Origin of the sequence: Hahella sp. HN01, from assembly GCF_018986435.1 — a bacterium.
Lineage (GTDB): Bacteria > Pseudomonadota > Gammaproteobacteria > Pseudomonadales > Oleiphilaceae > Hahella.
In genome coordinates this window covers 109,204-120,847 of record NZ_JAHMIN010000020.1, presented here as the reverse complement: position 1 = coordinate 120,847, position 11,644 = coordinate 109,204, and the positions used below count along the sequence as shown (strand labels likewise).

The window sequence follows — 11,644 nt, the reverse complement described above, 5'->3', positions numbered from 1 at the left end:
AATGAAGACGTCGCCGCTGATATTGGCGCTGATTTCCGCAGCTACCTTCTTCGCCAACTCCTCGACGGACAACAGCGCTTCACCGGTATCGCTCAGGTTATGCCCCGGAGGTTCCACGGCGAAAACCTGCACCTCGGCGTTCAACTCTGCAAGGCGTTCGGCGAATGGCTTGAAGTTAATCGCGTTGCCGCCCGCATAGGGGAAGCACACCAGAGTGACCGGCGCTGAACGCCGATCAGAGGTCAGCGACACCAGAAGGTCAGCCTCGTCGGCGGGCATTTTCTTTCTGGCCACATCCGCCAGCGGCGCCAGAGTGGAGTTGCGCATGAGATCCACCAGGGAAATCAGTCCTTCCAGCAGAATCGTGACTTTCATCGCCGCCAGAGAGTTACCGCCCAGGTCAAAGAAGTTATCGTCGCGTCCGATATTCTCTTGGGGAATCTTGAGCGCCTGCGCCCAGGCCGCCGCGATGCGCTTCTCCACCGCATCCAGCGGAGTCTGTTGCGCCGCCGCTGTGTCGACGGTTTTGCTCTGCTGCAACTCAGGCTTCCGGAAAATCAGCGCAGATATCCCGTTAACAACCTCAACGCCGCCATCCTGGACATAGCGCCCCTTAAGTTCAGTGGGTCGCAATCCCAGGCCGTTCAGGACCGGATTAACATCAGTCTCCAGTCTGTCCGCTTCAGCGTTCACAAAATACAGGTCCCCGACCGCTCCCACAGGAATAAAGCGACCGGATTCTCCCAGGAGATAAACGCCCGCATCCGTATTTTCCAGTTCTGGACGCTGCGCCAGATTCACCGGAACTTTAGCGCCCTGCTCTGCGATAACCGCCAGTTCCTGTTGCGTCAGAATGGGCTGGCGTCTGGGGTCCGCTTTGGGGTCCTGAGTCATGCTCTCAAAGATAGTGAGATAGTATTGCGCGAAGTTCTCCACCTGCTCCGACGTGAAAGCGTGCTCGTGGTAGTGCAGGCTGAGTTTCACATCGTCAGTGAAGAAGTGACGGCAGAACTCGGCCCGAATCGTGAATTCCGTCTCCGAGTTCGCCCGCACGTCCAGCAGATTGAACTCCGGCATTTCCTTGAGTTCTTTCAACAGATAGAAATGGGTGTAGTTGAAAGCGGTGTCGAACAGCGGCTCCTGCGTCCCGATATCCTGTTTCATGCGCGCCATGGGATAACGACGGTGCGGCAACAACGCCGCTTCCGCTTGATACACGCGTTGAATCAGGCCAGCCCAGGACTCCACATCGACATCCACCCGGAACGGCACTGTGTTGAGGAAAAGTCCGATCGCCTTGGTGGCGTCTTCCGCTTCAGGACGGCCGCTGTGTTCGTAACCGGTCATGACGTCAGCATCGCCGGACACCACGCTCAGGAATTTAAGGTGCGCCGCCATCAACAGTGTTTTGACCGGAACCGCCAACTGGTCAGCCAGCGCAATGATCCTGTTGGACAGCTGCTTGCTGATGTCCACCTCATGAAACAGCACGGACAGCTCTGAGACGGGCTGCGCGGCGTCCAGTTTGGGCAGACGGGTATATGTCGCGCCGTCCAGCATATTCTCCCAGAACGCACGATCACTGACGGAGCGCAACGACTGGGCTTCCAGGCCGATGTAATTGCGAATGTGATTGTCCACCAGCGGCTCGTCAAAGGTCCCGCCCTGCAGCAGCCTGTTGTATATGCGGAACAGCTGCGTATGCACCAGAGTGATGCTCCAGCCGTCGAGGGCGGAGTTATGCTGACTAAGCACATAGCGGTACATGTTGTCGCGCAGGACATGCACATGCAGGCGCACCAGGCCGGGCTGATTCCATTCGAAACGGTACGCTTTCTCTTCCGCCAGCCAGTTCTGATGCCACTGCTCCTGCTCTTCTTCGCTCATTCCCCGCAGGTCGTGACAGTACAGCGGCGCTTCCACGTCCGTATGCACCATCTGGATATACTCGTCGAAGCCATCCAGGTGATAGCTGGTGCGGAAGATCGGGTTACGCTTGACCAGAATGTCCGCCGCGCGCTTGAACACCTCCAGATTGATCGGGCTCTCAATGATGTAGCTGATAATGTCGTGATATTGCGCCGTGCCGAAAGTCAGCTCGTTCTGGAATATCAGTCCCGCCTGCAACATGGACAGCGGATAAGCGTCATCAACCCCTTGCGGCAGACGCTGGCGGTCCTGCTCGCCGAGCAGCTCAAACGCGTCAAAGCGGTGTTGCTGAAGCTCGCCTTTTTCTTCTTCCATCGCCTGCGCCAACGTCGCTATCGTGGGGTTGGCGAACAACTGCTGGAAGGTGAACTCCAGATCGAACTTTCTGGCCTTGGCGAGAACAGTGACGAAGTGAATCGAGTTGCCGCCAATCGCAAAAAAGTTATCGTGCACGCCAACGCGAGGCAACTGCAGCACCTCGCGCCAGATGTCCGCCAGAATTTCCTCGGTGCGGTTACGGGGCGCAGTATATTCCGCGGTTTGCAAATAGCTGTCCGGCGACGGCAGCGCTTTACGATCCAGCTTCCCGTTCGGCGACAGCGGCATTTGCTCCAGCACGATAACCATATCTGGAACCATATAGGCCGGAACCTGCCCCGCCACATGCTGACGCAGGGTCTCTTGCTCCGGCTCGCCGCTGACGGTGACGTAGGCGACCAGCTTGTCCAGACCGGCGGCGCGGTGCACCAGCGTGACGGCGTCGCGCACGGAGGGATGGGAACGCAAAACCGCGTCGATTTCCTGCAGTTCAATACGAAAACCGCGCACTTTCACCTGATGATCCAGACGGCCCAGATACTCGATTTCACCATTGCCGAGCCAGCGCGCCAAATCGCCAGTTCTATACCAGCGTTCAGATGCGTTTTCAGGATTGGAGACAAAGCGATCCGCCGTCATTTCCGGCAGCGCATGATAGCCCCTCGCCAACCCGACGCCAGCGATGCAAAGCTCTCCGGGAACGCCTATAGGCAGACGGCGCAACTGCTTGTCTACGATATGAATCTGAGTGTTGTCGATGGGACTTCCGATAGTAACCTTGTCCAGAGTGGCTTTGGCAGTGCAGTCAATATGGGTGACGTCCACCGTCGCCTCAGTTGGGCCATACAGGTTGATCAGACGGGTTCCATTGGCCGCGTGCAGCAGCTTCTTGAAACGCTCCGCCTGATGCAGGGTCAACGCTTCGCCGGAGGTAAACACCTTGCGCAGCGACTGCAAACGAGCAACCGCCTGAGTGGACTCCACATAATCCAGGAAGGCGTTCAGCATGGACGGCACAAAGTGCATGGTCGTCACCTTATTCGCCTCAATGGCCGCCACGATTTTCTCCGGTTCGCGCTCACCGCCGGGCTCCAGCATGCAGACGCGGGAACCGGTAAAGAACCACCAGAACAATTCCCACACGGACACATCGAATGAAATCGGCGTTTTCTGCAGGATGACGTCCTCCGCCGTTAGCGGATAGGCGTTCTGCATCCAGGCGATCCGGTTGATGACGGAGTGATGCTCGATTAAAACGCCCTTGGGTTTACCGGTAGAGCCTGAGGTGTAAATGGCGTAGGCGAGATTTTCCGCACTGCCGACCGTCTCAGCCGCCGCGCGCTCTGCGCCCTGCACTTTCTCGTCAATATCGATGACGGTATAGCCGGACGTATCCAACTGCAGCAGATTACGGTGAGTCAGAATGACGCTGGCGCCGCTGTTTTCCAGCACATACTGAATTCGGTTTGCCGGATAACCCGGGTCTATCGGCAAGTAGGCCCCGCCGGCTCGTAAAATCGCCAGGATCGCCACCATCATCTGCGTCGAGCGCTCGGCCGCCACCGCCACCAGCTGATCTTCCGCCACGCCGGCCGCCCGCAACTGCGCCGCCAGGGAATTCACTGCGTCATTAAGCTGCGCATAGGTCAGTTGGTCCTGACCACAGACCACCGCCGCCGCATCCGGCGTCTGCGCCACCTGCTCAGCAAAAACCGTTTCGAGTCTGACGTCCCGGCGATATTCCCGCTCAGTCGCATTGACCTGCTGCAGCAACGCCTCATCCGCAGGCGTGGTGATGGAAGCCGCCGTGACCTCTGCGTCAGGCGCGCTTGATAGCTCCAGCAGCAGCTTCTCAAAGTGTTCGGCGATACGCTGAATGCTGTCCGCATCAAACAGACCGTCGTCATAGGAAATCGTCAATTCCCCTTGCTCAGCGTCAACGAAATGGCTGATCAGCACCCGACACTGAAATTGACTGGATACTGAGTCATCAGCCGTCTCAAGCGCTTCCAACGCCACATCAAAAAAGGGATTGCCGCCCTTCTCCGCTTCCAGACCAAACTCATCCGCCAACACCGTCAACGGATAGTCGCAGAATTCCAGCCCCGCAAGCATGGCGTCCCGCGCCGCGCCCAGCAGCTGCTTAAAATTCGCGTGCGCCGGCGCCTGAATGCGCAGCGCCAGATAGTCGGACAGTTTGGTTTGCTCCGGTTGCAACGGCTGACCGATGCAGGCCGTGTCGGAGCCGGTGTAGCGACGCAGCAATTCCGCCAGCGCCGCCAGCATGACCACTTGACGCGTCGCGGTTTTGCCGCCGCTTAACTTATGCAGGCGCTGCCTTACGTCGGCGTCCAATGTATGCACATAGCGTTGATTCAGCGACCCCGACGGCTTCACCCTATCGGGATGAAACAGGCTTTTCTCCACCGGCTCAGCTAAAAGACTGCGCCAGTATTTTCCGTGCTCCGGCCGCTGCGCCGCCGCAACCTTTAATTGTCCTTTGGTTTCTATAGACTGCATGTCCTACTGCCTCTAAATTTTAAAATTCAAACTCGATTTCCGGTAACGCAACCGGGCCACTTTCTTCGTCCTGATTCAGCGTTCGAATCTGGCTATTCACATCGCTCAGCGCCTTATCAATGATCTCCAGCAGCCGATCACGGAAAGAAGCCATTGTCTTGGCGGTGAAAAGATCCCGATTGAAATGCCAGCTTGCTCGCAGGCTGGTTTCGCCATCTTCAATTTGCAGGTTGAGGTCATAGATGGCCGCACCGGTCGCCGCCGGCGTCCAGACGATCGCGCCGCCCAGAAACGTTTGTCTGCTCAGCCCTGTGTTCTGTAGCGCAAACATGGCGTCAAACAGCGGAGAGCGGCCATAAGAGCGGTCCGCAGCAACCTGCGCCACCAGACGGTCAAAGGGGTAATCCTGGTTGTCGAAGGCGTTCAGCGTCATGTCGGCCACCTCCCGCAAATAGTCTTCAAAGCGCGCAGCCAGAGCCGGTCGCAGCCTCAAACAGAGCGTATTCACGAACATCCCCTGAATGTCGTCGACGCCAGGGGCCAGACGACCTGCGACGGGCGTCCCTATGGTGACGTCGTCATCGCCGGTAACCTGGGCCAGGAAGACGCCATAACAGGACAGCAGGAACTGATAGACGCTGACCTGAAGACGCTCGGACAGGCGACGAATGTTCGCCGTCCTCTCTTCTCCCAAATCAAACTCAAGAAACTCCCCACTGAGACTGCGCACCCCGGATCTTGGAAAGTCCGTAGGTAAATCCGGCAGCGCAGGCTTCTCCGCATACATCTTCAGCCAATAGGCTTCCTGCTCCGCCAGATGGGCCTGACCGCCGTCGCTGGCCAGCCAGTGCGCATAGTCACGATATTGCAGGGGCGACGCAGACAAACTATCGCCGCGATACAGCGCCTCCCACTCCGCAAACAAACGGAGGAGTGAATAGCCATCAGTCAAAATATGGTGAATATCGAAGAGCAGATAGGTTTTCTCTGAGTCGCGATAGAGCGCTGCGCGCCACAGGGGCCCCTGCTTCAAGTCAAAGGGCTGGATGAATTGAGTCAGCGCATTGAATACGTCTGAAGCCGCCGGCGCCTCCGCTATCGACACAGCTGGGTCGGCATGAATCAACTGCCGGGTAACTTCCCCTTCGCGTTCAAACGAGGTGCGGAGAATTTCGTGTCGATCAACTAATCGCCGCAAGGACTCCTGCAAGCGAACCGGGTCTATATCCGCCGGCAGCGCCACCCAAATCGGTAAATTGTAATGACAGGCGTCCGCCTGCTTGGACTGCTCGATGAACAAACGCACCTGTTGCGGCGTCGCTTCTATGCTGGCTTGCGCTGGAGAAGCTATCACTCCACCCGTTGTGGCGCTCCGCCCCCGTTGCCCTCTGACCAACGTCGCTAACTCCGCCACCGTGCCACTGCGCAGAACATCGGCGACGGCGATTTTTACGCCCAGGTCACGACGCGCCCGCGACGCGATCATGGCGGCGGTTAACGAGCTTGCGCCCAACCTGATCAGGTCGTCATCCGTCGCCAGATGGTCAATGTTCAAAAGCGAGCGACCTATTTCCAGTAAGACGCGTTCGATATCATCCACCGCTTCAGCGCCGCCGGACTCTACCTGCTTCATCTCCGCCAGGGCGCGACGGTCCACCTTGCCATTAACCGTCAACGGCAATTCAGGCATGGCCCAGACCGCCGCCGGAACCATGTGCGCGGGTAGTTGATCGATGAGTTGCTGACGCCAACTATCCAGATCAAACTCATCAGCGACGCCTAAATAGCAATGCAGCCGATATTCCGCTGCGCCTTCGGGCTTGAGCGCGAGCACCAAGGCTTCACTCACCGTCGGATGCGACAGCGCCGCTTTCTCGATTTCGCCCAGCTCAACCCGAAAACCGCGAATTTTGATCTGAAAATCCCGGCGTCCGAGAAACTCCAGCTCATCCTCGGTATTCCAGCGCGCCCGGTCTCCCGTGCGATAGATCCGGCTTCCCGGGGCGTAAGGATGAGGTACGAATGCTTTGCTCGTCTCGTCTTCCCGTCCCAAATACCCTAACGCCAAGCCAGCGCCGCCGACATACAGCTCGCCTTCAAACAACGGCGGCGTCAGACGACCAAACCGGTTCAGCACCAGCGCGACGGAATTACTGATGGGAGCGCCAATGGAAATACTGTCCAGTCGAGCGGGATCAATACGCTGCACCGTGGATATGACCCCGTTTTCAGTGGGGCCGTAGGCATTCAGAATGACGATTCCCGGACAGGCGGCGTATACCGCCGCCACTTGCTTCGGAGAGATCACATCGCCGCCCACCAGCAACTGGCTTAAGGGCGCGAACATGGCGGGATCATCGCTGGCCAGCTGTGAAAACAGTGAGGTCGTAATCAACGCAACATCTGTTTCCTGCTCCCGGAAAAAACGCGCCAGTTCAACGCTGTCCAGGAGCACTTCCCGATCAACAATCTGCAGGCAGCCGCCGTTGAGCAGCGCCGCCCAGATTTCAAACACACTGGCGTCAAATCCTGTTGCGCCGGCCTGAGCGACGCGCACGCCGGGTTGCAGGTCGAGATAAGTGGCGCGCCGAACCAATCGCAGAACGCCTGCGTGCGTGTTAAGTACGCCTTTGGGACGCCCGGTAGTGCCGGACGTAAACATCAGATAGGCCGCCTGAAAATCCGCCGGGGCGGACTGCGACGGCGTCTGGATTTGCAGGGCGCGCACACGCCCGCCAGGCATGTCCAGCGCTAGCAACGCATGTGTCGCACCGACCAGGGCGCTCGGCGGAGCTTCTTCACTGTGGATCAGCACGGCAGCCTGACTGTCCTCCATAAGCAACTGAATGCGCTCAGCGGGATAGTCAGGGTCCAAAGGCATATAGACGGCTCCCGCTTTGAGCGCCGCCAGTGCGGAAACCGCCATGGGGATGCTGCGCGGGGTATGAATGGCGACAACCTGTCCTGGCTGCACGCCCAGCTCGCGCAGGGCTTGGGCGAGCTGGTAGCTGACCTCATCCAGTTCAGCGTAAGTAAGGGACGCCTCTCCATGGGTTATCGCCAGCGCCCTGGGGGTTTCCGCCACGCGCGCCGCAAAGGCTTCTTCAATTCTGGCGTATTCATCAAAGGCGGTGACCGTCGCCGTTCCCCGCCCCAATCGCTCAGTAATTTCATCCGGGGCTAAAAGCTCCAGCTGAGACAAAGGTTTGTCCTGCAACAAACCCATCTCCAGAATATTCATAACCGCAGTGCACAAAGGGCGCAGGTAGCCGTAGGATGCGAACACGCCGCCCCCCTGAACCAGCAGCTCGGCTCCCTCCGCCGTGACGCGCAGCCCCATGACAATGGGCGCACGCGGAGCGTCCTTCTCTCCCAGATTGAACAACAGGGGCGTCAACAAGTCCTGCGCCGGCGGCAGAAGACCATACTCTTCCGCGGCAAGCTTGAGATAAGGAAACGCGCGATGAGACAGCGCTTCCGTCATCGTCTTCGCGATCAGATCAATCACTGAGGCCAGATCGGCGCTGGAATCCAGCGTGAACATCAGCGGAATAATCGTGGCGTCGTCGAGTTGCACTGACAGCGTCAGACGCTCCATGTCAGTAAAATGCATCAACGCCGTCAACCACCCCGCCAGCGCCACTTGCTGCGGCGTAACGCCCACCTCGGCGGCGGCGCCTTCAATGGCGCTCAGCAGGTCTGCGCCAACAGGGATGCTCGCCACCAGACGCTCAACAGGCTCCGCCGCGCGGGACGGCGCTTTAAGTTCCGTTGGCGACCACTCTGCGTCAAACAGACCCCGCCAATAGGTTTCCGCCGCGCGGATCGCCTCAAGCTCGGTGAAATCCATATCACTAACCTCCATTGCCGACCATTACCGGCGCCAGTTTTTCAATGGTCTGCCGCACGTATAACTCACGTATCGGAAGCGCAGGCAGACCCGCCGCTCTCATGGCGGAGGCGATTCTGACCGCATAAAGGGAGTTGCCGCCAAGGCTGAAAAAGTTGTCTGCCGCGGTCACTTCACGCCCCAGCACTTCACTCCAGACCCTGACCATGTCAGCGACGAGACGGTCGGCTTCTGTCTCCGCCGCAGTCTCTTCCAAGCTGGTTTTAGCAGGCTCGGAAGAGCTCTCCGCCATGGCCTTAGGCTTATCCGCCGCTTTGCTCTGCGCCTTGGGCTCAGGCAGCTTCTTAACGTCCAGCTTGCCATTCGCCGTCAGCGGCATGGCGTCAACCTGGGTGAAGGTGGAAGGCATCATGTAAGTCGGCAGCATCTTCTCCGCTTTGACGATCACGTCCTCCACGGCGATATCCGACAACACCAGATAACTGTCCAAACGGGCGGAAGCCGGATCGTTTTTATCCGGCTGGTTCAACACCACCGCCGCCGCCTCTACCCCATGGACGCCGAGCAAGACTTTGCGGATTTCATCCAATTCGATGCGGAAGCCACGCAGCTTCACCTGACTGTCCAGGCGCCCTAAATGCTCCAGGCGTCCGCATGGCAATAAACGCCCCTTGTCGCCGCTGCGATACATGCGACCACCACAAAAGGGATCAGGCATAAAGCGTTCTTCCGTCAATTCCGGGCGGTTCAGGTATTGCGAAGCGACGCCCGCTCCCGCGACGTAAATTTCACCCGCTACGCCCACCGGCAGAATATTGCGCGCGGCGTCCAATACATATAAACGCCAGCCTGGAATCGCCGGACCGACAGAGCGCGAACCGGCCATGGCCTCTGCGCGCGCAATGGTCTGGGCGGTGACATGCACCGTGGTTTCGGTGATGCCGAACATGTTCACCAAACGACAACGGGATTCCGGGTAGCGGTCGAACCACTTCATCAGCATCTTCGCGTCGAGGGGTTCGCCACCGAAGATAACCAGTCGCAAATGCTCCAGCGCAGCGCCGTTTCGCTCCATTTCCATAAACTGGGAGAAAGCGGAAGGGGTCTGGTTCAGCACCGAAACCTGCTTCTCCCTGACCAGCTCCAGAAACTCGTCAGGCGCGCGGGAGACCCAATAGGGCACGATCACGAGATGGGCGCCCGTCAGCAGACTTCCCCATATTTCCCACACTGAGAAGTCGAACGCGGCGGAGTGGAAAAAGGTCCAGGCGTCCTGCGCATTGAGGCCAAAATCCTCCTGCGTCGCCGCCAGCAGGCTGACGACATTCTTGTGAGGAACCACCACGCCTTTGGGTTTGCCAGTCGATCCAGAGGTGTAAATCACATAGGCTGCGTCATCGGCGCGGACCTGCTCTGCGGAAGGCGTCGTCACCCGCGCATCGTCAATATCCCGCTCCAGCTCTGACGGCGCTATCAGCCGCCGCTCCTCCGCCACAGGGAATGCGTCTGCGTCGGTAATCACCAGACGGATCTCGGCATTCTCACAGGTATATGACAGACGCTCTTCCGGATAGGCCGGGTCCATGGGGATATATATTGCGCCCGCTTTCAGAATCGCCAGCATAGACGCGATCAAATCAAATGACCGCTCCAGACAGATACCAACGCGATCACCGGGTTTGACGTTGAGCACAACCAGATTCAGCGCCATGAGATGCGCCTTGCGCTCTAACTCCGCGTAGGTCATTTGCTCGTTTTCATAGGAGAGCGCGACGGCCTCTGGAGTTTGAGCGGCCTGACGGGCGAACAATTCCTCCAGACGTTCTGCTGGAATATCGCCAAGCTCGCGATCCACGCCTAACGCAGCCACTTCCTGCTGCGCCTTTTCATCCAGCAGCGGAAAGCTGCGCAGATGCAATTCGCCATCTTCGCGCTGCCGCTCATAGGCCCGGCGCACGCACTGGAAGAACTGTTCGACGCTGTCGCCGGCAAACAAAGCGCCGTCAGCCAGCCCGCTGATGCAATATCGACCCTGCCCCTGGCTCTCAATGAGCAGCGTGAGCGGATAAGGCGCTCCCAGAGATGGCGCATAGTCGCATGCCGCCACCTTGACGTGCGGTGACGCTGCGGCGTCATAGATGAGCGCAGCCAGAGACACTTCACCGCCGTTTTCACAGTCTTGCAGACGATTCGCCAGCTCCTGCGAGCGCCAGACCGGTTGCTGCAACGACTGCTCGATGTTTGCTTTAAGACGCTGCGCTGTGGCGTCTTCCTGCACCGGCGCGGCGATTAGAGACCAGCCGCTCACCGACTCGACGCGGCTGTCATTAACGGCAACGACGGGTACGTTCGTCGCAGAATAGCGAGCCCATACCGTAGCCAGCGCACTGATCCAGCCCGCCACCAATTGCTGGTCATCCTGGCCGCTGAAAACGCCCAGACGCATTCTGATCAGGCCCTCTTCGCCCTTGCCCCGCCAGTCCGGAAGCGGTGAGAAATCGGCGGATAGCAGAGAGGACAACTCCGGCTCAGATCCAGACGCCGCCGCAGGCGACTGGTAAACGGCGTCCTGCTCAGAGATCGCCGCACAGACGAATGCATCCAGGGATGCTTTATCAAAAACCGCGCGATTGGCGACAATCACCAAATCAACAAAGCGGTCTGCGTAGGTTAATAACACCACGCGAATATAGGGAAACGTCTCGGCCAGCGGCCTCTCCATTTCCTTTCTGACCCGGTCCGCAGCCTGATAGCTGTCCGCCCGCAAATGCAGCGTCTCAATCCAGACGTACTCACGTCCCTCGGCCGCCATTTGCATAAACGGCAGTGCAGCAAGGGCGTGTTTTAGCCGCATCGCAACGGACTCAGGATTGACGGATTGCGTCAGGCGATAGGCGGCGGCGTGCAGTGCGCTGGGCGCCACATCGCCGTCACTCAGGTAAGAGCTCAGATTCCCGGCCATTTCCGGGTGATTCAAAAAAGTGCTTTTCATGGAAGTGCCTTATGTCGAATGAGAAAATCTGGACA

The 11,644-nt window shown here is 58.6% G+C and carries 3 protein-coding genes; all 3 read right to left on the bottom strand.

Features of this window, described 5'->3' with window-relative positions; translation table 11 throughout:
- Window positions 1–4,767 (bottom strand): non-ribosomal peptide synthetase (locus KP814_RS19530; RefSeq protein ID WP_216738338.1); only part of this gene is annotated, 4,767 nt, incomplete at its 3' end.
- 19 nt (window positions 4,768–4,786) lie between these two features.
- Window positions 4,787–8,617 carry a non-ribosomal peptide synthetase gene (locus tag KP814_RS19525; RefSeq protein ID WP_216738337.1) on the bottom strand — a complete coding sequence of 1,277 codons (3,831 nt, stop codon included), beginning with the start codon at window positions 8,615–8,617 and terminating at the stop codon, window positions 4,787–4,789.
- 4 nt (window positions 8,618–8,621) lie between these two features.
- On the bottom strand, window positions 8,622–11,609 hold the full coding sequence (locus KP814_RS19520) for an amino acid adenylation domain-containing protein (RefSeq protein ID WP_216738336.1): 2,988 nt from the start codon (window positions 11,607–11,609) through the stop codon (window positions 8,622–8,624).
- Between the last annotated feature and the right edge of the window lie 35 nt (window positions 11,610–11,644).